Annotated in this window: 18 protein-coding genes and 1 pseudogene; 8 read left to right on the top strand and 11 right to left on the bottom strand. The window is 64.3% G+C overall.

Translation table 11 applies throughout. The features are described 5' to 3' along the window. Positions 1–114: 114 nt before the first annotated feature. Genes PQU89_RS07240 through PQU89_RS07250 form a run of 3 tightly spaced genes read right to left on the bottom strand, consistent with a single transcriptional unit; the run spans position 115 to position 3,043 of the window. A complete protein-coding gene (locus tag PQU89_RS07240) occupies positions 115–1,125 on the bottom strand; it encodes a cytochrome d ubiquinol oxidase subunit II (RefSeq protein ID WP_272765244.1) in 1,011 nt (336 codons plus the stop codon). Continuing rightward, the gene (locus PQU89_RS07245) at positions 1,122–2,459 is read right to left on the bottom strand and encodes a cytochrome ubiquinol oxidase subunit I (RefSeq protein WP_272765245.1); all 1,338 of its coding nucleotides are present in this window, start codon (positions 2,457–2,459) and stop codon (positions 1,122–1,124) included. The genes PQU89_RS07240 and PQU89_RS07245 overlap by 4 nt, the downstream gene beginning before the upstream one ends. 2 nt (positions 2,460–2,461) lie before the next feature. Then, positions 2,462–3,043 carry a GbsR/MarR family transcriptional regulator gene (locus PQU89_RS07250; protein ID WP_047966785.1) on the bottom strand — a complete coding sequence of 194 codons (582 nt, stop codon included), beginning with the start codon at positions 3,041–3,043 and terminating at the stop codon, positions 2,462–2,464. A 172-nt stretch (positions 3,044–3,215) separates the two neighbouring features. On the opposite strand from PQU89_RS07250, the gene PQU89_RS07255 reads away from it, so the two are divergent. The 3 genes from PQU89_RS07255 (at position 3,216) to PQU89_RS07265 (ending at position 8,272) form a co-directional block, all read left to right on the top strand. After that, complete coding sequence (locus tag PQU89_RS07255) at positions 3,216–5,087, top strand: sensor domain-containing diguanylate cyclase (RefSeq protein ID WP_272765246.1); 1,872 nt, start codon at positions 3,216–3,218, stop codon at positions 5,085–5,087. A 97-nt stretch (positions 5,088–5,184) separates the two neighbouring features. Further along, entirely contained in the window at positions 5,185–7,728 is a 2,544-nt protein-coding gene (gene mutS / locus PQU89_RS07260) for a DNA mismatch repair protein MutS (RefSeq protein ID WP_272765247.1), read from the top strand. Between the two features lie 112 nt (positions 7,729–7,840). Next, the gene (locus PQU89_RS07265; protein ID WP_047966786.1) at positions 7,841–8,272 is read left to right on the top strand and encodes a hypothetical protein; all 432 of its coding nucleotides are present in this window, start codon (positions 7,841–7,843) and stop codon (positions 8,270–8,272) included. 64 nt (positions 8,273–8,336) lie between these two features. On the opposite strand, the gene aceK is transcribed toward PQU89_RS07265, so the two are convergent. Both aceK and PQU89_RS07275 read right to left on the bottom strand, forming a co-directional pair. Then, positions 8,337–10,118 carry a bifunctional isocitrate dehydrogenase kinase/phosphatase gene (gene aceK, locus PQU89_RS07270; protein ID WP_272765248.1) on the bottom strand — a complete coding sequence of 594 codons (1,782 nt, stop codon included), beginning with the start codon at positions 10,116–10,118 and terminating at the stop codon, positions 8,337–8,339. 204 nt (positions 10,119–10,322) lie between these two features. Then, positions 10,323–10,841, bottom strand: a pseudogene (locus tag PQU89_RS07275) (pseudouridine synthase); the annotation flags it as partial. A 465-nt stretch (positions 10,842–11,306) separates the two neighbouring features. Here PQU89_RS07275 and PQU89_RS07280 point away from each other — a divergent pair. Then, the gene (locus PQU89_RS07280) at positions 11,307–13,544 is read left to right on the top strand and encodes an NADP-dependent isocitrate dehydrogenase (protein ID WP_272765250.1); all 2,238 of its coding nucleotides are present in this window, start codon (positions 11,307–11,309) and stop codon (positions 13,542–13,544) included. Positions 13,545–13,846: 302 nt separating this feature from the next. Further along, the gene (gene icd, locus PQU89_RS07285) at positions 13,847–15,091 is read left to right on the top strand and encodes an NADP-dependent isocitrate dehydrogenase (RefSeq protein ID WP_272765251.1); all 1,245 of its coding nucleotides are present in this window, start codon (positions 13,847–13,849) and stop codon (positions 15,089–15,091) included. A 70-nt stretch (positions 15,092–15,161) separates the two neighbouring features. On the opposite strand, the gene PQU89_RS07290 is transcribed toward icd, so the two are convergent. Then, positions 15,162–16,049: a LysR family transcriptional regulator gene (locus tag PQU89_RS07290; protein ID WP_272765252.1), complete on the bottom strand. Its 888-nt coding sequence runs from the start codon at positions 16,047–16,049 to the stop codon at positions 15,162–15,164. A gap of 94 nt (positions 16,050–16,143) precedes the next feature. On the opposite strand from PQU89_RS07290, the gene mdtH reads away from it, so the two are divergent. Continuing rightward, complete coding sequence (gene mdtH / locus PQU89_RS07295) at positions 16,144–17,370, top strand: multidrug efflux MFS transporter MdtH (protein ID WP_272765253.1); 1,227 nt, start codon at positions 16,144–16,146, stop codon at positions 17,368–17,370. 65 nt (positions 17,371–17,435) lie between these two features. Here mdtH and PQU89_RS07300 read toward each other — a convergent pair whose 3' ends face one another. Then, entirely contained in the window at positions 17,436–17,639 is a 204-nt protein-coding gene (locus tag PQU89_RS07300) for a cold-shock protein (RefSeq protein WP_047966725.1), read from the bottom strand. 229 nt (positions 17,640–17,868) lie between these two features. Here PQU89_RS07300 and clpS point away from each other — a divergent pair, with 229 nt between their 5' ends. Next, positions 17,869–18,177, top strand: a complete 309-nt coding sequence (gene clpS, locus PQU89_RS07305; protein ID WP_047966726.1) for an ATP-dependent Clp protease adapter ClpS — start codon at positions 17,869–17,871, stop codon at positions 18,175–18,177. Further along, positions 18,177–20,453: an ATP-dependent Clp protease ATP-binding subunit ClpA gene (gene clpA / locus PQU89_RS07310; protein ID WP_272765254.1), complete on the top strand. Its 2,277-nt coding sequence runs from the start codon at positions 18,177–18,179 to the stop codon at positions 20,451–20,453. Before clpS ends, clpA begins: the two co-directional genes overlap by 1 nt. Positions 20,454–20,631: 178 nt before the next feature. On the opposite strand, the gene xerD is transcribed toward clpA, so the two are convergent. From xerD to rimM, 4 genes are all read right to left on the bottom strand, one after another. Continuing rightward, the gene (gene xerD, locus PQU89_RS07315; RefSeq protein ID WP_272765255.1) at positions 20,632–21,537 is read right to left on the bottom strand and encodes a site-specific tyrosine recombinase XerD; all 906 of its coding nucleotides are present in this window, start codon (positions 21,535–21,537) and stop codon (positions 20,632–20,634) included. Between the two features lie 80 nt (positions 21,538–21,617). Next, entirely contained in the window at positions 21,618–21,980 is a 363-nt protein-coding gene (gene rplS / locus PQU89_RS07320) for a 50S ribosomal protein L19 (protein WP_047966729.1), read from the bottom strand. 4 nt (positions 21,981–21,984) lie between these two features. Continuing rightward, a complete protein-coding gene (gene trmD / locus PQU89_RS07325; protein WP_120810434.1) occupies positions 21,985–22,752 on the bottom strand; it encodes a tRNA (guanosine(37)-N1)-methyltransferase TrmD in 768 nt (255 codons plus the stop codon). Continuing rightward, complete coding sequence (gene rimM / locus PQU89_RS07330; protein WP_272765256.1) at positions 22,752–23,258, bottom strand: ribosome maturation factor RimM; 507 nt, start codon at positions 23,256–23,258, stop codon at positions 22,752–22,754. The genes trmD and rimM overlap by 1 nt, the downstream gene beginning before the upstream one ends.

Raw genomic sequence — 23,258 nt, forward strand, 5'->3', positions numbered from 1 at the left:
GGTATCTAATCAGGATAAATTTGATCTTACCCCTACCCTTGACAGGGACTTTGATACAGGTCAATCCGCCGCGAGGCACCCACCGGAAAGCGACAGCCCGCTGCCGCCCTCCCCTCAGGAATAGCTCAGTTCGCGCGCCTTGCCCCAGAACACGCGGTAGGCAAACACGGTGTAGCCGATGATGGCCGGCAGCACCACCGCGGCGCCGATCAGGATCACCCACAGCGCCTCCGCGTCGCTGGCCGCCTGCCAGATGCTCAGCCGGCCGATGACGATCTCCGGGAACACGCTGTAGGCCAGCCCCCAGAACGACAACAGCACGATGCCGACGGTGGCGGCAAACGGCAGCCAGCAGAAGCTGTCGCGCCCGGCCGCCTGCCTTGCGGCCAACCTTGGCAGGCTAACGGCCAGCAGCACGAACAGCGCCAGCGTGATCAGCGGCAGCGGCAACAGCAGCAGGAAGTCCGGCAGCAGGAACCACTTGGCGGCGATGCGGGCGCTTGCCAGCGGGGTGGCGATCGACACCGCGGCCACCGCGAGGCCGGTGCCCAGCAGCGCGCGCTGCGCCCAGCGCGTGGCACGCTGCTGCAGCTCGCCCTCGGTTTTCATGATCAGCCAGCCGGCGCCCAGCAGCACATAGCCGGCGGTCAGCCCGGCGCCGGCCAGCAGCGCAAAGCCCCACGCCGCCGCGCCGGGGGCGAAGCCGGTCAGGTAACGCCCCAGCATCACGCCCTGACTCAGCGCCGCCAGCAGCGAGCCGGCAGCAAAGGCGGCGTTCCACGCCGGCTGGTGGTGCGCCTGCGCCTTGACGCGAAAGTCGAAGGCCACGCCGCGCAGGATCAGCCCCAGCAGCATCAGCGCCACCGGCAGGTACAGCTCGCCGAGGATGATGCCGTGCGCCATCGGAAACGCTACCAGCAGCAGGCCGACGCCCAGCACCAGCCAGGTTTCGTTGGCATCCCAGAACGGGCCGATGCTGGCGATCATGGTGTCGCGCTGGCTGTCGCTACCCAGCGGCAGCAGCACGCCGACGCCGAGGTCGTAGCCGTCGAGGATCACGTAGGCCAGCAAGGAGATGGCCATCAGGCCGGCAAAGATCACCGGCAACCACAGTTCCGCATTCATGCCGAGACTCCTTCAAGGTTGGCCGCAACCGGCTGGCCGGCCTTCTTCGCCAGATAGAACACCACCGACACGTAGCTCGCCAGCAGCACCGCGTAAAGCGCCAGGTACATCAGCAAGGTGGACAGGATCATGCCGCCGCCCACCGTGGAGGCCGCATCGGCGGTGCGCAGGATGCCGGTCACCAGCCACGGCTGGCGGCCGATCTCGGTCACGTACCAGCCGGCCAGCGTCGCCAGCCAGCCAGAGAAGGTCATCGCCACCAGCACGCGACTCAGCCACGGCGCCGGTTCACCACGGCGGCGCAGCTGCCACGCCGCCAGCCAGCTGGCCAGCAGCATCGCCACGCCCACCGCCACCATCACGCGGAAACTCCAGAACACCTTGGCCACCGGCGGATGGGCGCCGGCAAACTCGTTCAGACCGCGAATCTCGCCCTCCGGCTGGTGGGTGATGATCAGGCTGGCCAGCTTGGGAATGCCCAGCGCGTATCGGTTGGACTGCGTCGCCTCGTCCGGCAGCGCGAACAGCAGCAGCGGCGCACCGCGCTCGGTGTGCCACACGCCCTCGATCGCCGCCAGCTTGGCCGGCTGGTGGTGGAAGGTGTTCAGCCCGTGCGCATCACCGACAAGGATCTGCAGCGGGATCAGCATGGCGGCCAGGGTGACGCCGGTCTTCAGCGCATAGCGCACGCCGCCAGCGCGGTCGCCGCGCAGCCAGCGGTAGGCCGACACCCCGGCCACCAGGAAGGCCACCGTCAGGCCGGAGGCCAGCAGCATGTGCGTCAGGCGATACGGCATCGACGGGTTGAAGATCACCGCCAGCCAGCTTTGTACGTGTACCTTGCCGTCCACCACGCTGACGCCAGCCGGGGTCTGCATCCACGAGTTCAGCGCGATGATCCAGAACGCCGACACCGTGGTGCCGAACGCCACCAGGAAGGTGGCCAGCGTGTGCACGCGGTTGCTCACCCGCGAGCGGCCGAACAACATCACGCCGAGGAAGGTGGCCTCCAGGAAGAACGCGGTCAGCACCTCGTAGGCCAGCAGCGGCCCGGCCACGTTGCCGACCTTCTGCATATAGCCCGGCCAGTTGGTGCCGAACTGGAAACTCATGGTGATGCCAGACACCACCCCCAGCGCGAAGGTCAGCGCGAAGATCTTGACCCAGAAGCCGTAGGCGTCCAGCCACGCCACGTCGCCGCTGCGGTCGAAGCGGGTCTTGAAGTACAGCAGCACCCAGCCCATGGCGATGCTGATGGTGGGAAACAGGATGTGGAAACTGATGTTGGCCGCAAACTGGATGCGCGCCAGCGTCAGCGGGTCGAAGCTGTCCATGTTCAGGCCTCCGCGTCGGCATTACGGTTGCTGTCGCGGCCGGTCAGGCGGCCGATGCTCTGCGTGAACTGCAGCACCTTCTGCACCTGGCTGCCCAGCTTCATCAGCTTCTGCAGCGTGTCCACGTCCATGTCGCGGATGTCGGCGAACCACTTGGTCACCAGCTCGATCAGCTGGTACATCTCGTTCATGCGCGCCTGGGCGTGGCGCTCGGCGTCGCCGGACGGCGTTTCCATGATCGCGCCGCGCAGCATGGTCAGCGTCGGCTCCACCTCGCGCTTCTGCCGCTCCTCGGCCAGGGTCTTGAAGATCGCCCACACGTCGTCCGGGGTGGAGAAGTACTCGCGGCGATCACCCGGCAGGTGCTGCAGCTTGACCAGCCGCCACGCCTGCAGCTCCTTCAGCGCCATGCTGGTATTGGAGCGCGAACAGCCGATGGCCTCGACGATGTCGTCGGCGTTGAGCGGTTTGTCGGAGACGTACAGCAAGGCGTAGATCTGGCCCACGGTGCGGTTGATGCCCCAGTGGCTGCCCATTTCGCCGAAATGCAGCACGAAGGATTGAATCAGGGGTGGCAGGTTCATGTCGTTTTCCAATTTTCAGTAATTTCTGAAAGTTTGATATGGATCATAGACGCTGGAAATAATGCTTGTCAAACCACACGCCAGCACCATGCCGTGGCGGCCACCATTCATTGCTTCCGCAAGCCGGAACTAAGTCGCATACTGAAACGGATACGCACCGAGCGCGCCAGCCATGCCCGATCCCTACCGCATCCGCGATGCCCTGCTGCTGCACAGCGCCAGCTGCATCGGCAAAAAGTACCTGCAACAACTGGTCAACCAGCTTGCCTGCCTGACCGGGGCCGAGTGCGTGCTGTTGTCGCAGCGCAGCGGCGGCCCGCACCGCCAATTGCAGGTACTGTTTGCCAACGATGCCACCGGCAGCACACCGCGCCAGCTGCCCTGCAACTGCCTGTTCGACACCCGGCAGCCGCTGCTGCTTGGCCGCGGCCTGCGGCAGTGCCAGTCCCAATACCAGCCTGGGGCCGGCCAGCGGGCGTGGCAGAGCTGCCTCGCCTGGCCGCTACTGGACGGCGACGCGCACTGCCTGGGCCATCTGGCGCTGCTGGACCCGCGCCCCGACTTCTTCGCGCCGGAACTGCCGGCACTGCTGCAGCCCTTCATCGAGCGCGCCGGCGCCGAGCTGGAACAGCTGCAACAGCGCGAAAAGCAGGCCAGGCGCCAGCACTGGCAGCTGCTGCACAGCGACATCCTGCGCCAGAACGCGCAGGGCACGCCGCTGGACGCCCTGCTGCACACCGTGGTGCAGCAGATCGAGCTGGCGCTGCCCGAATGGCGCTGCTCCATCCTGCTGCTGGATTCGCGTGGCCGCCTGCAGCCGGTGGCCGGGCCGTCGCTGCCCAGCGCCTACCAGCAACGCCTGGTCGGCCTCGCCCCCGGCCCGATGGTCGGCAGCTGCGGCGCCGCGGTGTGGCACGCGAAAAGGGTGGTGGCGGAAAACCTGCAGCTGCACCCCAACTGGGCGCCATACCGTGAGCTGGCGGCGCGCTTCGAACTGGGCAGCTGCTGGTCGGAGCCGCTGATCGACAGCAAGGGCACCGTGCACGGCACCTTCGCCGTCTACCACCGCACGCCGTCGGCGCCGACGCCGCAGGCGATCACCATCCTCGAGGACACAGCGCGCCTGCTGGCGCTGCTGCTGGAAAACCACACCATCCACCGCCAGCTGGACAGCCGCAGCCAGTGGTACCGCGCCATCCTGCAGAACGCCGCCGACGGCCTGTCCATCATCGACATGAACGGCCGCTTCCTCGAAGCCAGCGACAGCCTGTGCCAGATGCTGGGCTACAGCCTGGACGAGCTGCTGCACATGCACCTGTGGCAGGTGGTGCCCGGCAGCACGCCGGAAAGCATCCGCCAGCGGCTGGCCGCCACCGGCGAGGACGGCGAGACCTTCGAAAGCGTTAACCGCACCAAGCACGGCGCGCTGCTCGAAGTCGAGGTCAGCGCCCGTCGCCTGATACTGGACGGGCAGCCGGTGATCTGGGGCTCGGCGCGTGACATCAGCCAGCGCAAGGCGCTGCAGCGCATCCTTGAGCAGCAGGCCACCATCGACGCGCTGACCGGGCTGTTCAACCGCCCGACGCTGCTGACGCGGCTGGAAACGCAGCTGCAGCTGGCGCAGGTGCAGCACGCGCCGCTGTCGGTGCTGATGCTGGACCTCGACCACTTCAAGCAGATCAACGACCGCTACGGCCACCACGCCGGCGATCTGGTGCTGGCCGCGCTGGGCGACGCGCTGGAAGAAGTGCTGCGCGAAAGCGATGTCGCCGGCCGCATCGGCGGCGAGGAATTCTGCCTGCTGCTGCCGGGGCTGGGGCTGCACGAGGCGCTGGACCTGGCCGAGCGCATCATCGACGACATCAGCGAGCTGCGCATCCAGAGCGGGCACCACATCCTCGCCATCACCAGCTCCATCGGCGTCGCCTGCCTGCAGGCTGACGACGACAGCCGCACCCTGCTCGCCCGCGCCGACAGCGCGCTGTACGCGGCCAAGGCCGCCGGCCGCCACCGCGCCGTCGCGCTCAGCGCCGACCCGCCGTGACGACACCGGCCACATCCCGTAAAATGGCTTGCCGCGCCCCGCCTGTCGGGGCGTTGCCTATTGCGGCCAACCTTTATTACCTCCGACGGACAGCCTGATGACCACACCCCAGCACACGCCGATGATGCAGCAGTATCTCGCCCTGAAACGCGAACACGCCGACAAGCTGCTGTTCTACCGCATGGGCGACTTCTACGAGCTGTTCTACGATGACGCCGAGAAAGCATCGCGGCTGCTGGACATCACCCTCACCGCGCGCGGCGCCAGCGGCGGCAACCCGATCCGCATGGCCGGCATCCCCTACCACGCCGCCGAGGGCTATCTGGCGCGGCTGGTGAAGATGGGCGAGTCGGTGGCCATCGCCGAGCAGATCGGCGACCCGGCGACCAGCAAGGGCCCGGTGGAGCGCAAGGTGGTGCGCATCGTCACCCCCGGCACCCTCACCGACGCCGCGCTGCTGGACGACAAGCGCGACAACCTGGTGCTGGCCGTCAACCTGCACAAGGGCACGCTGGGGCTGGCGTGGCTGTCGCTGGCCAGCGGCGAATTCAAGGTGATGCAGACCGGCGTCGAGGAGCTGCACAGCGAGCTGGAGCGGCTGAAGCCGGCCGAGCTGGTGATCCCGGACGACACCGGCCTGGCGGTATTCGATAGCATCGCGATGCCGAAAAAGAAGCTGCCGCCGTGGCAGTTCGACGCCGAATCGTCGCAGCTGGCGCTGACCCGCCACTTCGGCACCCGCGACCTGGCCGGCTTCGGTGCCGACACCCTGCCGGTGGCGGTCGGCGCCGCCGGCGCGCTGCTGGAGTACGTGAAGTCGACGCAGGGCGTGAACCCGGCGCACATCGCGCAGCTGGCGGTGGAGGACGCCGGCGAGCTGATCCGCATGGACGCCGCCACCCGCCGCAACCTGGAACTGACCGAAACCATCCGCGGCGAGCCCTCGCCGACGCTGGCGTCGCTGCTGGACGGCTGCGCCACCAGCATGGGCAGCCGCCTGCTGCGCCACTGGCTGCACCACCCGATCCGCCACCACGACAAGCTGGCACGCCGCCTGCAGGCGGTGCGCGCGCTGCTTGCCCGCCACGACGACATCCACGCCCAGCTGCGCGAGGTGGCCGACATCGAACGCATCACCGCGCGCATCGCGCTGCGCTCGGCACGGCCGCGCGATCTCGCCGCGCTGCGCGATTCGTTGAACGCGCTCAGCGGCGCCAAAACGTTGGCCGCAAGCCTTGACGCGCCACTCTTGGCCAAGCTGGCGACGCTGCTGCCGGACGACTCGCCGGTGGAAAGCCTGTTGCGCGCCGCCATCCTGCCGGAGCCGGCCTCCTTCCTGCGTGACGGCGGCGTGATCAACCACGGCCTCAATGCCGATCTCGACGAGCTGCGCGCGATCCAGAACGACTGCGGCGACTTCCTGCTGCAGCTGGAGGCGCGCGAGAAGGAGCGCACCGGCATCAGCACGCTGAAGGTGGAATTCAACCGCGTGCACGGTTTCTACATCGAGGTGTCGAAGGCGCAATCGGTGAACGTGCCGGAAGACTACCGCCGCCGCCAGACGCTGAAGAACGCCGAGCGCTACATCACGCCGGAGCTGAAAACCTTCGAGGACAAGGCGCTGTCGGCGCAGGACAAGTCGCTGGCGCTGGAAAAGCAGCTGTACGAGCTGGTGCTGGACCAACTGGCGCCGCACATCAGCGAGCTGAAGCTGATCGCGCAGGCGGTGGCCGGGCTGGACGTGCTGGCGGCGTTTGCCGAGCGCGCCGCCAACCACAACTACGTGGAGCCGCAGTTCGTGGCCGAGACGCGGCTGGACATCGTCGCCGGCCGCCACCCGGTGGTGGAGGCGGAAGTGGAGCGCTTCATCGCCAACGACACAAGGTTGGCCGCAGAACGCAAGCTGCTGCTGATCACCGGCCCGAACATGGGCGGTAAGTCCACCTATATGCGCCAGAACGCGCTGATCACGCTGCTGGCGCACATCGGCAGCTTCGTGCCGGCCGACGCTGCCACCATCGGCCCCATCGACCGCATCTTCACCCGCATCGGCGCCAGCGACGACCTGGCCGGCGGCCGCTCCACCTTCATGGTGGAGATGACCGAAACCGCCAACATCCTCAACAACGCGACCGACAAGTCGCTGGTACTGATGGACGAGGTTGGCCGCGGCACCTCCACCTTCGACGGCCTGGCGCTGGCGTGGGCGATCGCCAAGGCGCTGATCGAGAAGAACCGCGCCTACACCCTGTTCGCCACCCACTACTTCGAGCTGACCAGCCTCGCCACCAGTTACAACACGGTGGCCAACGTGCACCTGTCGGCGGTGGAGCACAAGGACCGTATCGTGTTCCTGCACCACGTCGAGGACGGCCCGGCCAGCCAGAGCTACGGCCTGGCGGTGGCGCAGCTGGCCGGCGTGCCGCCGAAGGTGATCCGCGAGGCAAAACGCTATCTCACCGAGCTGGAAAATCAGTCCGCCGCCAACCAGCAGCCTGACCTGTTCAGCACGCCGCGCGTGGTGGAAGTGGAGGCCGAGCCGCACCCGGCGCTGGAGCGGCTGCGCGATATCGACAGCGACAGCCTGACGCCGCGGCAGGCGCTGGAGCTGCTGTACGAATTGCAAAAAATGACAAAATAAAGACAGGCGTTCTGCATACGGTTGCCTACAATACAAACACGAATCTGCCGCAAACACAGTGCAGACGAGTGAGCACCCGATCAATGCTGCCCCACTGGAGGAACCCCATATCATGCATGCAGAAGGTTACGCCGTTACATCCGCTCTGGCCCGCCTGTTCGGTACGGCCAACGGTGGCGAAGCCCTCCCTCTTTCAGGCATCCGCGAGCGCGCGATGCGGGAGTTGTCGCAATTCTCCGCCATTGTGCGTGAAGAGCTTGCCAGCCTGAATATTTCCATCCCACCGGCAATCAGCCTGGTCAGTTGTTCCGATTGCCAGCTCAGTCTGGAAAGCGAACACCCGCAGCGGGACCGCATTCTGGCGTGGCTGGACGGCAATGACCGTGTTGCCAAGTATTTCAAGGAAGTCGAAGTGTTGTTCGAGGTGGTACGCGCCACCGAAAACCTGGGTGTCACTTTTGCGGAGGACAGCTGTTTTCATATCGGCCTGACCAGCGCGGGTCCGATCGCCTACTTCCAGGACCACCAGTGCACGCCACAATAGGCACAGGGTCACCACCACACCGGGAGCGCTGAACTCCCGGTTTTTTTATGCCCGTCGCCGGCCGCTACGGCGCGCCGGCCCCCTGCCGCCGCGGCCGGACGGCGTAGCGATGGCAGAAGCGCAGCTCCACCGGGTAGGGATAGAAGTCCTCGATATGGCCGTCGCGGATGCGCTGCTGCTTGTACTGCCAGAAGCCGGCATCCAGCAGCTCGCGGTGGTACTGCAGGAACACCCGCCGCACCAGCGGATCGCCCAGCAGGAAGGTGCCGAACTCCTCCGGAAACACGTCGCCGCGCGCCACCGGGTACCACACCTCGCCGGACATCTCCATTTCCGGGTTCGGCGCCGGCGGAATGCGGCGGAAGTGGCAGTCGGTCATGTACTCGATTTCGTCGTAGTCGTAGAAGATCACTCTCCCGTAGCGCGTCACGCCGAAGTTCTTGAACAGCATGTCGCCGGGGAAGATGTTGGCCGCCGCCAGATCGCGGATCGCGTCGCCGTACTCGCGCACCACGCGCTCCTTTTCCGCCGTGTCGCTGTTCATCAGGTACAGGTTCAAGGGCTTCATGCGCCGCTCGATGTACAGGTGCTTGATCACCAGCGTGTCGTCGCCCTCCTCGATCGAGCTGGTGGCCAGCCGGCGCAGCTCGTCCAGCAGCTCGTCGCTGAAGCGCGCCTTGGGAAACGCCACGTTGGAAAACTCCAGGGTATCGGCCATGCGGCCAACCCGGTCGTGGCGCTTCACCAGCTGGTACTTGGCCTTCACCGTGGCGCGGTCCACTTCCTTGGGGCCGCCGAACACGTCCTTGATCAGCTTGAACACATAGGGGTAGGACGGCAGGGTGAACACCAGCATCACCAGGCCGCGGATGCCCGGCGCCACGGTGAACTGGTCGTTGGAGTGCTGCAGGTGCTGCATGAAGTCGCGGTAGAAGGTGTTCTTGCCCTGCTTCTGCAGCCCGAGCATGGTGTACAGCTCGGCCTTGGTCTTGGTCGGCAGCATCGAGCGCAGGAACTGCACGTAGCCGGACGGCACCTCCATGTCGGCCATGAAGTAGGCACGGCTGAAGGAGAACAGCACGCCGATGCGCCACGGCTCCAGCAGCACGGTGTCCAGGTACAGACGGCCGTCGGCGTCGTGCAGCACCGGCAGCGCGAACGGGTAGATCTGGCCGCCATTCACCACCTTGCCGAAGATGTAGGCGGTCTTGTTGCGGTAGAAGGCGCTGGAGAGCAGCTGGATCTGCAGGTTGGCCTCGGCCTGCGGCCAACGTTGCGCGAAGTATTCGTCCACTGCGCGGATCACCCAGGCCAGGTCGCGCGACAGGTTGGCGAACGGCCGCCGCCAGCCGAAGTCGGCCACGATCTGGCGCAGCGTGTGGCGCAGACCGCGCTGCTTGGGGTAGTAGCTGCGGTAGGACGGCGGATCGGACTCGATGTACTCGGTGGAGATCGCCGGGCGGATGAAGATGAAATCGTTGTTGAAGTAGTCGCGGTGCAGGATGCGGGTGAACACCGAGTTGAAGAAGGTCTCCGCCAGCTCCGGCTGCTTGTGGTTGGTCAAGAGGCCGATGAAGTACAGCTTGGCCTGCTGCCAGATTTCGTCGTCCAGCAGATCGGCGTGGAACTGGTGCTTCAGGCGCTGCACCGTCTCGTGCACGCGCTCGTCGTAGAACTGGATGCGGTCGCGCACCAGCTTCTGCACCCCCTGCCACTCGGCCGCCTCGAACAGCTGCTTGGCCTGCTGGCTGGTGGCGCGAAACAGCCGGTAGTGGCGGTTGAAGCCATCCACCAGCGCCTGCGCAATCTCGCGCGCCACCGGGTTGTAGTATTCGGGAATCTGCATCGTGGCACCTCGGTTGCGCCTGCTGGCGAGCGGAGAGAGATGACTGCTGCGGTATTACTTTTTCTTGGCGAAGCGGAAGCGCGGCGCTGGCGCGGCTGGCGCTGCCGCCGGCGCCCTGTCCTGCCTGGCTGGCGCCGGCGCGGCCGGTTTAGCATGCCGCGTGCGCGGCAGGTCGGCAAGCGACACCTCGATGCAGCGCAGCATGCCCGGCTGCAGCTCGTCCAGCCGCCACGGGCCGATGGCCACCCGCACCAAGCGCAGCGTCGGCAGGCCGACCTTGGCGGTCATGCGCCGCACCTGGCGGTTCTTGCCTTCGCTGATGATGATCTCCAGCCAGGTGTCCGGCACCGTCTTGCGAAAGCGCACCGGCGGCTTGCGCTCCCACAGTGCCGGCGGCTCCGGCAACACCCGCACCTCGGCCGGCTGGGTAACGAAATCGCCGAGATCGACCCCGGCGCGCAACGCAGCCAGCTTGTCCTCGTCCGGCCGTCCTTCCACCTGCACCCAGTAGGTCTTCGGCAGTTTCCAGCGCGGGTCGCTGATGCGGTGCTGCAGCTCGCCGTCGCCGGTGAGCAGCAACAGGCCCTCGCTGTCGGTATCCAGCCGGCCGGCCGGGTAGATGCCGGGCTGGGCGACGCAGGACTTGAGCGTGGGATGCAAGGGGTGCTCGGAAAACTGGCAAATCACGCCGTAGGGCTTGTTGAGCAAGAAGAGTTGGGACATGTCCGCGCCGCCGGTATTAAGCAATGGCCCGGATGATAGCAAGGCTGGTCACCCGCAGTCACATGCGCATTGCCGCCGGCGGCTGCGGCCAACCTCGTGCCGTGCGCGGCAATTCAAACATTCGTTTTAGAAAACGGCGACACCATAGCAGATATAGCGCTTCGGAATAGGCGGCGCCCGGCGTAGCCGCGGCGCAACACAATTCACATTCGAACAAGCGTTCACCGGAAAAACGACACCAAAGTTCGAATGTGCGTCGAACAGCAGGGCGCGGACGGAGTATAATTCGCATCTGAAAAGTCGCCCGAGAGTCACCGGGCATCACCGTTCCGGGCGCCGCTGGCACCTGACGAACCAAGAGCCGGCCTTTCACAGCCTTTCCCCGCGTCGACACGGGTTGTCGTCCAGCACCGCAAGCCCCCGTGCCATCGTTAGTCGTCACAAAATAATCATGGAGATAGAGTAATGCCTTCGGAACAACCGACCATCATCTACACCCTCACCGACGAAGCGCCCGCGCTGGCAACCAACGCCTTCCTGCCGATCATCCAGACCTTTACCGGCGCCGCCGGCATCAATATCGACACCGCCGACATTTCGGTCGCGGCGCGCGTGCTGGCCGAATTCCCCGACTACCTGAGCGACGCCCAGAAGGTGCCTGACACCCTGGCCGAACTGGGCCGCCTGACGCAAGACCCGGACGCCAACATCATCAAGCTGCCGAACATCAGCGCCTCCGTCGGCCAGCTGCAGGCCTGCATCAAGGAACTGCAAGCCAAGGGCTACGCGGTGCCGGACTTCCCGGAAAACCCGACAAGCGACGAAGAAAAAGCGATCAAGACCCGCTACAGCAAGTGCCTGGGCTCCGCCGTGAACCCGGTGCTGCGTGAAGGCAACTCCGACCGCCGCGCACCGAAGGCGGTGAAAGAATACGCGCGCAAGCACCCGCACAGCATGGCCGAGTGGAGCCAGGCATCGCGCACCCACGTATCGCACATGCACCACGGCGACTTCTACCACGGCGAAAAGTCCATCACCCTGGACAAGGCGCGCGACGTGAAGATGGAGCTGGTCACCAACAGCGGCCAGACCATCGTGCTGAAGCCGAAGGTATCGCTGCTGGAAGGCGAGATCATCGACAGCATGTTCATGAGCAAGAAGGCGCTGTGCGAGTTCTACGAGAAGGAAATCGAAGACGCACACAAGACCGGCGTGATGTTCTCGCTGCACGTGAAGGCCACCATGATGAAGGTGTCGCACCCGATCGTGTTCGGTCACTGCGTGAAGATCTTCTACAAGGATGCTTTCGCCAAGCACGGCGCGCTGTTCGACGAACTGGGCGTGAACGTGAACAACGGCATGGCCAACCTGTACGACAAGATCGCCACCCTGCCGCAATCCAAGCAGGACGAGATCAAGCGCGACCTGCACGCCTGCCACGAACACCGTCCGGAACTGGCGATGGTGGACTCCGCCAAGGGCATCACCAACTTCCATTCGCCGAACGACATCATCGTCGATGCGTCGATGCCGGCGATGATCCGCAACGGCGGCAAGATGTGGGGCGCCGACGGCCGCCTGAAGGACGTGAAGGCCGTGATGCCGGAATCGACCTTCGCCCGCATCTACCAGGAAATGATCAACTTCTGCAAATGGCATGGCAACTTCGATCCGAAGACCATGGGCACGGTGCCGAACGTTGGCCTGATGGCGCAGAAGGCCGAAGAGTACGGCTCGCACGACAAGACCTTTGAAATCTCCGAAGACGGCATCGCCAACATCGTCGATCTGGCGACCGGCGAAGTGCTGCTGAGCCAGAACGTGGAGCAAGGCGACATCTGGCGCATGTGCCAGGTCAAGGACGCCCCGATCCGCGACTGGGTGAAACTGGCCGTGACCCGTGCCCGCAACTCCGGCATGCCGGCGATCTTCTGGCTGGACCCGTACCGTCCGCACGAAAACGAGCTGATCAAGAAGGTGAAGCTGTACCTGAAGGATCACGACACCACCGGCCTGCACATCGAGTGCATGTCGCAGGTGCGCGCGATGCGCTACACGCTGGAACGCGTGATCCGCGGCCTGGACACCATCTCGGTAACCGGCAACATCCTGCGCGACTACCTGACCGACCTGTTCCCGATCATGGAACTGGGCACCTCGGCCAAGATGCTGTCCATCGTGCCGCTGATGGCCGGCGGCGGCATGTACGAAACCGGCGCCGGCGGCTCGGCACCGAAGCACGTACAGCAGCTGGTGGAAGAAAACCACCTGCGCTGGGATTCGCTGGGCGAGTTCCTGGCACTGGCGGTATCGCTGGAAGACCTGGGTCTGAAAACCGGCAACGGCAAGGCCAAGATCCTGGCCAAGACGCTGGACGCCGCCACCGGCAAGCTACTGGACAACAGCAAGGGTCCGTCGCCGAAAACCGGCGAGCTGGACAACCGCGGCAGCCAGTTCTACCTCGCCATGTACTGGGCGCAGGAACTGGCCGCGCAGAGCGAGGACGCCGCACTGGCAGCCCAGTTCGCGCCGCTGGCCAAGACGCTGAGCGAGAGCGAACAGCAGATCGTGGCCGAGCTGAAGGCGGTGCAGGGCAAGCCGGTGGACATCGGCGGCTACTACCTGGCCGATAGCGCGAAGTGCCAGGCGGTGATGCGCCCGAGCGCCACCTTCAACGCCGCGCTGGCGGCAGCGCGCGGCTAAGCCGCAAGCAAAGGCAGCGCGGCCAGACCGCGCTGCCAGCACCCGACAACGCCAGGGCCTAGCCCTGGCGTTTTTTCTTGCCGTTGATGAGCGCTTGCGGTCGATCATGTTCCACCAAGCACGTGCTCGGCTACAATCAGCGGCGTGGCACAGCAGCAAACACCGATACCGCTGCGGCCAACCTTGAGCTAACAATAACAAACGGCCACCCTCGGTCACGCAGGGGGCGACAGCTCAAGGCGGCAACGCGGATTGCCACGACACAGCTCAACACAGATGGAGTCCACAAAGGAGAGATATTGATGAGCGCATCCCATATCACGGTACCGGCCGACGGACAGAAAATCATCCCGGGCCAGCCGATTCCGAACCACCCGATCATCCCGTTCATCGAAGGCGACGGTATCGGCATCGACATCACCCCGGTGATGATCAAGGTGATCGATGCCGCGGTGGCCAAGGCCTACGGCGGCAGCAAGAAGATCCACTGGATGGAAGTCTACGCCGGCGAGAAGTCGACCCGCCTGTACGGCCCCGACGAGTGGCTGCCGAAGGAAACCTTCGACGCGCTGAAGGAGTACGCGGTATCGATCAAGGGCCCGATGACCACCCCGGTCGGCGGCGGCATCCGCTCGCTGAACGTGGCGCTGCGCCAGGAACTGGACCTGTACCAGTGCGTGCGCCCGGTGCAGTACTTCCAGGGCGTGCCCTCGCCGCTGAAGCACCCGGAACTGGTGAACATGGTGATCTTCCGCGAGAACACCGAGGACATCTACGCCGGCATCGAATGGGCGGCACAGTCCGAGGGCGCCAAGAAAATCATCAAGTTCCTGCAGGACGAGATGGGCGTGAAGAAGATGCGCTTCCCGGACAGCTCCGGCATCGGCATCAAGCCGGTATCCATCGAGGGCACCCAGCGCCTGGTGCGCGCCGCTATCCGCTACGCCGTGGACAACGACCGCCAGTCGGTGACCATCGTGCACAAGGGCAACATCATGAAGTTCACCGAAGGCCTGTTCCGTGATGTGGCTTACAAGCTGGCGCAGGACGAGTTCGGCGCCCAGCCGATCGATGGCGGCCCGTGGTGCCAGTTCAAGAACCCGAAAACCGGGCGCGACATCATCGTCAAGGACGCCATTGCCGATGCCTTCCTGCAGCAGATTCTGCTGCGCCCGGCCGAGTACGACGTGGTGGCCACGCTGAACCTGAACGGCGACTACATCTCCGACGCGCTGGCGGCGCAGGTGGGCGGCATCGGCATCGCGCCGGGCGCCAACATCTCCGATCAGTACGCCTGCTTCGAGGCCACCCATGGCACCGCACCGAAGTACGCCGGCCTCGACAAGGTGAACCCGGGCTCGCTGATCCTGTCCGCCGAGATGATGCTGCGCCACCTCGGCTGGAAGGAAGCCGCCGACCTGGTGATCAAGTCGATGGAGGCCGCCATTGCCGACAAGCAGGTGACCTACGACTTCGCCCGGCTGATGGACGGTGCCACCGAGGTGTCGTGCTCCGCCTTCGGTGACGCAATGATCGCGCGCATGTAAGCCTCGCCGCTCGTGCGACCCGGCCCGCCACGGCGGGCCTTTTGCGTTGCGGCCAACGTTGGCCGCAACGCTAGCGCCACTCGCCGGCCAGCGCGCGCACCGTGTCCAGCACCTGCTGCAACGGTGCGTCCGCACGCTTGCCGGTGCGCCACGCCATCATCACCTCCCACTCCCACAGCGGCAGGTCGCTGATCTGCAGCTTCACCAGCCGGCCGTCACGCAGGTCGCGCCGCACCGCCACCTCCGGCATGAAGGTAAGGAAGCCGTGCTCCATCGCCAGCTCGCGCGCCGCCACCGCCGGCTGCACCGCATGGATCGGACCGGCCACCCGCCGCGCGGCGCGGATCAGCGACAGCAGCTCGTCGCAGCCATCGCCCCAGTACTGCGGCGCCAGCCGCTCGTTGGCGATGTCGGCCAGCTGCAGGCTGCCGGCGCTGGCCAGCGGGTGACGGTTGTGCACCACCGCCACCATCGGCGAACGCCAGATACGCTCCATCTGGATGCCGGCCATCGGCGGGCAGCGCAGCACGAAGCCGACCTGCGCCTGCCCGGTCAGCAAGCGCTCCATGATCGCCGGCGAATGATCGGTGCTACAGCGGATCTCCAGCGCGGCATCGGCCAGCGCCAGCAGCACCGGCCCGAAGATCACCGACGACAGCGACGGCAGGCTGGCCAGCGTCAGCCGTGGCAGCGCCGGCTCGCGCTGCAGTGCCTCGCGTCCGCGTTGCAGCGCATCCAGTGCCTGCTGCGCCGCCGGCAGGAACGCCTCGCACGCCGGTGTCGGCAAGGCGCCGCGCCGGTGGCGGCGAAACAGCTGCGCACCGACCTCGGCCTCCAGCAGCGCCACGCGCTGGCTCACCTGCGGCTGCGACCAGCCGCGCCGCGCCGCCGCCTGGCTGAAACTGCCGCAGGCCACGATATCGAGCAGCAGTTGCAGATCATCCATCGCAATAGACATAAGTAATCCGGATAGCAAATATTGCAAGTTAATGGCTTCAATAATAACTGAAGCGCGCGGAAAATGCCGTTATCAACCCCGCAGAAAGCCTATCATGTCCAGCCCGGAACAAGCCCGCCGTTACGGCCGATGGTTCATCATGACCGACAACCTGCTGGTGGTGATGGGCTTCTTCATCGTCTTTCCGCTGATCAGCCTGCACTTTGTCGACCGGCTCGGCTGGGCCGCCACGCTGGTCGGGGTGGCGCTGGCCATCCGCCAGCTGCTGCAGCAGGGGCTGGGCCTGCTCGGCGGTACGCTGGCCGACCGCTACGGCGCCAAGCCGCTGATCGTCAGCGGCATGCTGCTGCGCGCCGCCGGCTTCGCGATGATGGCCAACGCCAGCTCGCCGTGGTGGCTGATCGCCTCCTGCGTGTTCTCCGGGCTGGGCGGCACGCTGTTCGATCCGCCGCGCTCGGCGCTGATCGTGAAGCTGACCCGCCCGCACGAGCGCAACCGCTTCTACACCCTGCTGATGATGCAGGACAGCGCCGGCGCGGTGATTGGCGCCCTGCTCGGCTCCTGGCTGCTGCACTACGACTTCTGGTGGGTCGGCATGAGCGGCTGTGCCATCTTCCTGCTGGCGGCACTGGTCAACGCGCAGCTGCTGCCGCCCTACCGCGTGGCCAGCAAACGCGCGCCGCCGTCGGCCGCAGCGCGCACCGTGCTGCACGATCGCGCCTATATGCGCTTCGTGCTGATCCTCAGCGGCTACTACGCGCTGGGGGTACAGATCATGCTGCTGGTACCGGTGACGCTGAAACAGCTGGCCGGCACCGCCGCCGCCGTCGGCTGGATGTACACGCTGGAAACGCTGCTGTCGCTGAGCCTGCTGTACCCGCTGGCACGGCTGGGTGAACGCTATCTGTCGCAGGAGGCGCGCATTCTGGCCGGCATCCTGCTGATGAGCAGCAGCCTGCTCTTGATGAGCCAGATCCAGTCCTGGCAGCCCGCCTTCGTCGTTTTGGGGCTGTTCTATCTCGGCACCATCATCACCGAGCCGCCACGCGAGGCGCGCATCGCCGGCTTCGCCAAGGCCGAGGCCCGCGCCAGCTATATGGGCATGAGCCGCATGGGGCTGGCGCTGGGCGGCGCCAGCGGCTATGTCGGCGGCGGCTGGCTGCTGGACATCGCACGCCAGTTGCAACAGCCCGGCTTGCCGTGGCTGGTGCTCAGCCTCGTCGGCTACCTGACCTGCCTGCTGCTGCACCGCCAGTTCCGTGCCGACCGCGGCGCAGAACGGCAGCGACGCTGGTGGCTGGCAGCACAACCCACGCACTGAGGCCGCACCATGCAAAAACCCCCGCCAGCACAGCTGGCGGGGGTTTTGCGTCAGACGCGGCTAAATCAGGCAGCCTGGATGTTCGACGCCTGGTTGCCTTTAGGGCCCTGGACGATGTCGAAAGATACACGCTGACCTTCGGTCAGGGTTTTGAAACCTTGCATATTGATCGCGGAGAAGTGCGCGAACAGGTCGTCACCACCACCATCAGGAGTGATGAAACCGAAACCTTTAGCGTCGTTAAACCATTTAACAATACCAGTTGCCATCTGTAACTATCCTTACATGCATAATGAAAACAGGCTGCAGCAGCCTGACAATTCGAGCCTACAAGCATGCAAAGGACAACCTTATGCAAACTGGTAAGCCAACTTACAGTTCGTTTTTACGCCAGCCGTACTAAGACGTCAAGCGACAAGCACAATACCATGCGTTACTCTTGAAAAAAAAGCACCGCGAACCAAACTTCAAGCAAGCATGAATTAGTAGAAAGCCCACATGTCTACGCAGTATCAGGATGACACGACGCTCAAGGCGTCCCGCAGCAAGACGGCCCCGCCCCCCCTGTACAAGGTCTTGCTGCTGAACGACGACTTTACCCCGATGGATTTTGTGGTCGCCGTGTTGCAGCAGTTTTTTTACATGGACGAGACCAAGGCAACACGCGTCATGTTGCAGGTACATACAGAAGGCAAAGGCGTTTGCGGTGTTTATACTAAAGATGTCGCCGCGACCAAAGTTGAACAAGTTTCGCAGCACGCACGGGCGCACCAGCAACCGCTGCAGTGTGTCATGGAGGAAAACTGATGATTGCCCAAGAACTGGAAGTAAGCCTGCACATGGCATTTATGGAGGCACGGCGCAAGCGGCATGAACTCATCAGCGTTGAGCATCTGCTGCTGGCGATGACAGACAATCCGTCTGCTGCCGAAGTGTTGCGCGCATGCGGCGCCAATATCGAACAGCTGAAGAAACAGCTGGGCGATTTCATCGACGAACACACCCCGATCGTCCCGGGTGACAACGAAGTGGAAACCCAGCCCACGCTCGGCTTCCAGCGCGTGATCCAGCGCGCCATCCTGCACGTGCAGTCCTCCGGCAAGAAAGAAGTCACCGGCGCCAACATCCTGGTGGCGATCTTCGGCGAAAAGGACTCCCATGCCGTGTACTACCTGCACCAGCAGGGAACCTCGCGCCTGGATGTGGTCAACTTCATCTCGCACGGCATCACCAAGCAAAGCCCGAAAGCCAGCGGAGCTGGCAGCAGCGAGCACAGCGAAAACAATGATGCCGACCAGGAAGAAGCCGCGGCCAACCCTGGCCGGGCGCTGGAGAGCTATACCCAGAACCTGAACCAGCTGGCCCGTGACGGCAAGATCGACCCGCTGATCGGCCGTGCCAGTGAAGTCGAGCGCGTGATCCAGATCCTGTGCCGCCGCCGCAAGAACAACCCGTTGCTGGTCGGCGAGGCCGGAGTCGGCAAGACCGCCATCGCCGAAGGTCTGGCGCGACGCATCGTCGGTGGCGACGTACCGGAAGTACTGGCCACGGCAACCGTCTACTCGCTGGACATGGGCGCCCTGCTCGCCGGCACCAAGTATCGCGGCGACTTCGAACAACGACTGAAGCAGGTGATCAAGCAGCTGTCGGAAGACAAGGGCGCGATCCTGTTCATTGACGAGATCCACACCCTGATCGGTGCCGGCTCCGCCTCCGGCGGCACGCTGGACGCGTCCAACCTGCTGAAGCCGGCGCTGTCCAACGGCAGCCTGCGCTGCATCGGCGCCACCACCTACACCGAGTTCCGCGGTATCTTCGAGAAGGACAGCGCGCTGTCGCGCCGCTTCCAGAAGATCGACGTGGTGGAACCTACGGTGGAACAGACCGTGGAAATCCTCAAGGGGCTGAAGAGCCGCTTCGAAGAGCACCACGGCGTGAAGTACACCGTATCGGCGCTGACGACCGCCGCCGAGCTGTCCGCACGCTACATCAACGACCGTCATCTGCCGGACAAGGCGATCGACGTGATCGACGAAGCCGGCGCCGCGCAGAAGATCCTGCCGAAGTCGCGCCAGAAAAAGGTGATCAACAAGTCCGAGATCGAGGAAATCATCGCCAAGATCGCGCGCATTCCTCCGAAGACCATCTCCAGCGATGACCGCAACGTGCTGAAGAACCTCGACCGCGACCTGAAGAACGTGGTATTCGGCCAGGAGAAGGCGATCGAGGCGCTGACCAGCGCCATCAAGATGGCACGCTCCGGCCTCGGCAATCCGCAGAAACCGATCGGCTCCTTCCTGTTCTCCGGCCCGACCGGCGTCGGCAAGACCGAAGTGGCGAAACAGCTGGCCTACTTCCTCGGCGTCGAGCTGATCCGCTTCGACATGTCGGAATACATGGAGCGCCATGCGGTATCGCGCCTGATCGGTGCACCACCGGGCTACGTCGGCTTCGAACAGGGCGGCCTACTGACCGAGGCCATCAACAAGCAACCGTACGCGGTGCTGCTGCTGGACGAAATCGAGAAGGCGCATCCGGACATCTTCAACGTGCTGCTACAGGTGATGGACCACGGCAAGCTGACCGACAACAACGGGCGCAAGGCCGACTTCCGTAACGTGGTGATCATCATGACCACCAACGCCGGCGCCGAAGCGCTGGCCAAGCCGAGCATGGGCTTCACCAACAGCAAGCAGGCTGGGGACGAAATGGCGGACATCAAGCGCCTGTTCAGCCCGGAATTCCGCAACCGGCTGGATGCCACCATCCCGTTCCGCATGCTGGACGAGCAGATCATCCTGCAGGTGGTGGACAAGTTCCTAATGCAACTGGAACAGCAGCTGCAAGAGAAGAAAGTGGAGGTCCACTTCTCCGACGAGCTGCGCGCCTACCTGGCGAAGAAGGGCTTCGATCCGCTGATGGGCGCCCGCCCGATGGCACGCCTGATCCAGGACATGATCCGCAAGGCGCTGGCCGACGAGCTGCTGTTCGGTCGCCTGGCCAATGGCGGCGAGGTGACGGTGGACATCGACGACGCGGAGAAGGTCCAGCTGAGCTTCGAGGAAACCGCCGACGTTGCCTGAGGCTGACGTCCAAAGCACAACCCCGCGTCACGACGCGGGGTTTTTTCTTGCCTGCGGCCAACCTTAGAGCCGCTAACAAAACCTCGCAGAGCACCTGAACCAAGGCGCGCCGACGCAGACAGTACAAGTAGTACGGCAAGGAGGCGCAACGCAGGATCAGGGGTTTTGTTAGTGGCGCTTAGCCGCGCGGGTGATGAGCCAGGTGCAGGGCCTTCAGACGCTCGCGTGCGACATGGGTGTAGATCTGGGTGGTGGACAGGCTGGCATGACCGAGCAGCAACTGCACCACGCGCAGGTCGGCGCCGTGGTTGACCAAGTGGGTGGCGAAGGCATGCCGCAGGGTATGCGGACTCAATGGCGGCAACTGCGCCTGCCGCGCGTAGCGTGTGATCAGCACCCAGGCCATCTGCCGTGTCAGCGCCTGCTTGCGACGGCTGACAAACACCGCATCGCAGCGATGCGCCCCCAGGATCAGCGTGCGCGCCTCCGCCAGATAGCGCCGCAGCCAGTCCTCGGCCACCTCGCCCAGCGGCACCAGCCGCTCCTTGTTGCCCTTGCCGACCACGCGCAGATAGCCGTCGTTGAGATACAGCTGACCCAACGTCAGGCCGACCAGCTCGCTGATGCGCAGCCCGGTAGCGTACAGCACCTCCATCAGCGCACGGTCGCGCAACCCGAGCGGCGCCTCGCAATCCGGCGCCTGCAACAGCGCCTCTACATGCTGCTCCGACAGCGAGGTCGGCAGGCGCAGCCCCAACCGCGGCGCCTGCAGCCTGGCCGCCGGGTCATCGTCGCGCAGTTGCTGCTGACACAGGTACTGGTAATAGCGCCGCACCGCCGACAAGCGCCGCGCACGGGTCGCCGGCTTGTCGACCTCGATCAGCGCCAGCATCACCTGTTCCAGCGCCGGGGTATCGGCCTCCTCCAAGGTGCTGCCTTGCACCTGCAGTAACTCGTGCACCCGCCCCAGATCGCGGCGGTAGGCGGCCAGCGTGTTCAGCGACAGGTTATCCAGCAGCCAGAGGTGATCGAGAAAGCCGTCCAGTGCCGGCGCGGAGGATGCGGACTGTGTTTGCTGTGCCATGATTTCTTATTGCGTACCGACATGAAAAAAGCGCCAGCAACAGGCTGGCGCTTTCTTGAGGCAAAGCCTTCGCAAGTAGATTACTTGCGGTTTGGCAGCTTTTCCTTGATACGTGCGGACTTGCCGGTACGACCACGCAGGTAGTACAGCTTGGCACGACGTACGTCACCGCGACGCTTCACTTCGATGGAAGCCATCAGCGGGGAGTACAGCTGGAAGGTACGCTCAACGCCTTCACCGGCGGACAGTTTGCGCACGATGAAAGAGCTGTTCAGACCACGGTTGCTGCGAGCGATCACAACACCTTCGTAAGCCTGCAGACGCTCACGGGTACCTTCCTTAACCTTGACTTGCACGACAACGGTGTCGCCAGGTGCAAATTCAGGGAAAGTCTTGCCCAGACGAGCGATTTCTTCCTGTTCCAGTTGCTGGATCAGATTCATGTTGCTACTCCTTGTTTTTCAGGGAATCTTGTTCCTGCTGAAACTCCGTCAGCAGCCGAGATTCCTGTTTTGTCAAAATGCGGTCTTTCAGCAAGTCCGGCCGGCGCAACCAGGTGCGTCCGAGAGACTGCTTCAGCCGCCATTTGGCGATCAGGGCATGGTTACCGGAGAGCAGAATCTCTGGCACCCGGACACCCCGATATTCTTCCGGGCGCGTGTAGTGCGGGCAATCCAGCAGGCCATCCACGAAAGAGTCTTCGTAGGCGGACTGCATGTCATTGAGCACACCCGGCAACAGCCGTACCACCGCATCCATCACGATCATCGCCGGCAATTCACCACCGGACAGCACGTAGTCACCGACCGAAATCTCTTCATCGACCTCCTGGTCGATCAAGCGCTCGTCGATGCCTTCGTAACGCCCGCACAACAGGATCAGGCCCGGCATTGCGGCCAGACTCGCCACCCGCTGGTGCGTCAGCGGCTGCCCCTGCGGCGACAGGTACACGACATGACTGCGTTCGACACCTTGCTGCTGCTGCCTGGCTTTCGCGGCCGCAATGGCCTGCTCCAGCGGATTGGCCATCATGACCATTCCGGGGCCGCCGCCGTAAGGGCGATCGTCGATCGTCTTGTAACTGTCGGTAGTGAAATCACGCGGATTCCACGCCGAGAACTGCCAGATCGATTGTTCCAGCGCCCGACGGGTGACCCCGTAGCGGGTGATGGCATCAAACATTTCGGGGAACAGTGATACCGCATCAAGCTGCATCAGTAGTCCAGCCCCCACTCGACCTTGATCTGCTTGTTCTGCGTGTCGACATCGCCGACATAGGCAGCCACAAACGGGATCAGGATCTGGCCGTGTTCACCGCTGATTACCAGCACGTCATTGGCGCCGGTTTCCATCAGGTCCACAACCTTGCCCAGACAGAGGCCTTCCGCATTGATGACGTCCATACCGATCAGGTCCGACCAGTAATATTCGCCATCTTCGGCAGGCGGCAACTCCACCTTGGGTACTGCAACTTTCAGGCCACGCATCGCCTCAGCCTGTTCACGCCCAGTGACTCCTTCCAGCTGTGCCACCAAGTTCTTTGGCTGCACCGCCCCGTCCTTGAACGTAAAAGGCTTCCAGTCGTTTTCCTTGCCGATCCACCAGACCGGGTAGTCAAACAGGCTGTCAGCGAACTGGGTATCCGCGTGTACCTTGATCCAGCCACGAACACCAAACGCGCCGCGGACAAAACCCATTATTGCCAGATCATCATCACGCAT

Source organism: Vogesella indigofera, assembly GCF_028548395.1.
GTDB lineage: Bacteria > Pseudomonadota > Gammaproteobacteria > Burkholderiales > Chromobacteriaceae > Vogesella > Vogesella indigofera_A.

What these genes read in the sequence shown, in the direction of transcription:
- xerD (WP_272765255.1), bottom strand. Translation starts at nt 21,537, where the DNA reads ATGGCACAGCAAACACAGTCCGCATCCTCCGCGCCGGCACTGGACGGC.
- rplS (WP_047966729.1), bottom strand. Translation starts at nt 21,980, where the DNA reads ATGAATCTGATCCAGCAACTGGAACAGGAAGAAATCGCTCGTCTGGGC.
- icd (WP_272765251.1), top strand. Translation starts at nt 13,847, where the DNA reads ATGAGCGCATCCCATATCACGGTACCGGCCGACGGACAGAAAATCATC.
- rimM (WP_272765256.1), bottom strand. Translation starts at nt 23,258, where the DNA reads ATGCGTGATGATGATCTGGCAATAATGGGTTTTGTCCGCGGCGCGTTT.
- clpA (WP_272765254.1), top strand. Translation starts at nt 18,177, where the DNA reads ATGATTGCCCAAGAACTGGAAGTAAGCCTGCACATGGCATTTATGGAG.
- PQU89_RS07240 (WP_272765244.1), bottom strand. Translation starts at nt 1,125, where the DNA reads ATGAATGCGGAACTGTGGTTGCCGGTGATCTTTGCCGGCCTGATGGCC.
- trmD (WP_120810434.1), bottom strand. Translation starts at nt 22,752, where the DNA reads ATGCAGCTTGATGCGGTATCACTGTTCCCCGAAATGTTTGATGCCATC.
- PQU89_RS07245 (WP_272765245.1), bottom strand. Translation starts at nt 2,459, where the DNA reads ATGGACAGCTTCGACCCGCTGACGCTGGCGCGCATCCAGTTTGCGGCC.
- clpS (WP_047966726.1), top strand. Translation starts at nt 17,869, where the DNA reads ATGTCTACGCAGTATCAGGATGACACGACGCTCAAGGCGTCCCGCAGC.
- PQU89_RS07265 (WP_047966786.1), top strand. Translation starts at nt 7,841, where the DNA reads ATGCATGCAGAAGGTTACGCCGTTACATCCGCTCTGGCCCGCCTGTTC.
- mutS (WP_272765247.1), top strand. Translation starts at nt 5,185, where the DNA reads ATGACCACACCCCAGCACACGCCGATGATGCAGCAGTATCTCGCCCTG.
- aceK (WP_272765248.1), bottom strand. Translation starts at nt 10,118, where the DNA reads ATGCAGATTCCCGAATACTACAACCCGGTGGCGCGCGAGATTGCGCAG.
- PQU89_RS07280 (WP_272765250.1), top strand. Translation starts at nt 11,307, where the DNA reads ATGCCTTCGGAACAACCGACCATCATCTACACCCTCACCGACGAAGCG.
- mdtH (WP_272765253.1), top strand. Translation starts at nt 16,144, where the DNA reads ATGTCCAGCCCGGAACAAGCCCGCCGTTACGGCCGATGGTTCATCATG.
- PQU89_RS07250 (WP_047966785.1), bottom strand. Translation starts at nt 3,043, where the DNA reads ATGAACCTGCCACCCCTGATTCAATCCTTCGTGCTGCATTTCGGCGAA.
- PQU89_RS07300 (WP_047966725.1), bottom strand. Translation starts at nt 17,639, where the DNA reads ATGGCAACTGGTATTGTTAAATGGTTTAACGACGCTAAAGGTTTCGGT.
- PQU89_RS07290 (WP_272765252.1), bottom strand. Translation starts at nt 16,049, where the DNA reads ATGTCTATTGCGATGGATGATCTGCAACTGCTGCTCGATATCGTGGCC.
- PQU89_RS07255 (WP_272765246.1), top strand. Translation starts at nt 3,216, where the DNA reads ATGCCCGATCCCTACCGCATCCGCGATGCCCTGCTGCTGCACAGCGCC.